Origin of the sequence: Lysinibacillus sp. GbtcB16, assembly GCF_019091145.1 — a bacterium.
Taxonomy (GTDB): Bacteria; Bacillota; Bacilli; order Bacillales_A; family Planococcaceae; genus Lysinibacillus; species Lysinibacillus fusiformis.
The window spans coordinates 1-274 of the sequence record NZ_JAGXJV010000365.1 but is presented as its reverse complement, the minus strand read 5'-3'; the positions used below and the strand labels follow the sequence as shown (position 1 = coordinate 274).

The following is a 274-nucleotide window of genomic DNA, read 5'->3' as shown; positions in this document are numbered from 1 at the left end:
ATTGGCACCGCTTTTTCGAAGGGCGGTTTCACGGGTTTTCAATCTCGCATCAGCATTCCATCGAAACCTTCTATGAGTCTGCGCTGGATTCGCTGCCCGGCTTTGCCGCCGATTGGAAGAGCACGCTGCGCGACATTTACATGCTTCATATCGTGCTGTTCATGATGCGCAAAATCGAGCAGTTTTACCAAGATACGAAAAGCTCCTACTTATCTTATTATCATGAGAACGGGTGCAAAATCGCCGCCAAAAACTGCGAGGATAAGCTGGTCTC

General features: G+C 48.9%; 1 pseudogene. It reads left to right on the top strand.

Annotation, left to right across the window (positions count from 1 at the left end):
- Positions 1-274, top strand: a pseudogene (locus KVT27_RS24570) (hypothetical protein); the annotation flags it as partial.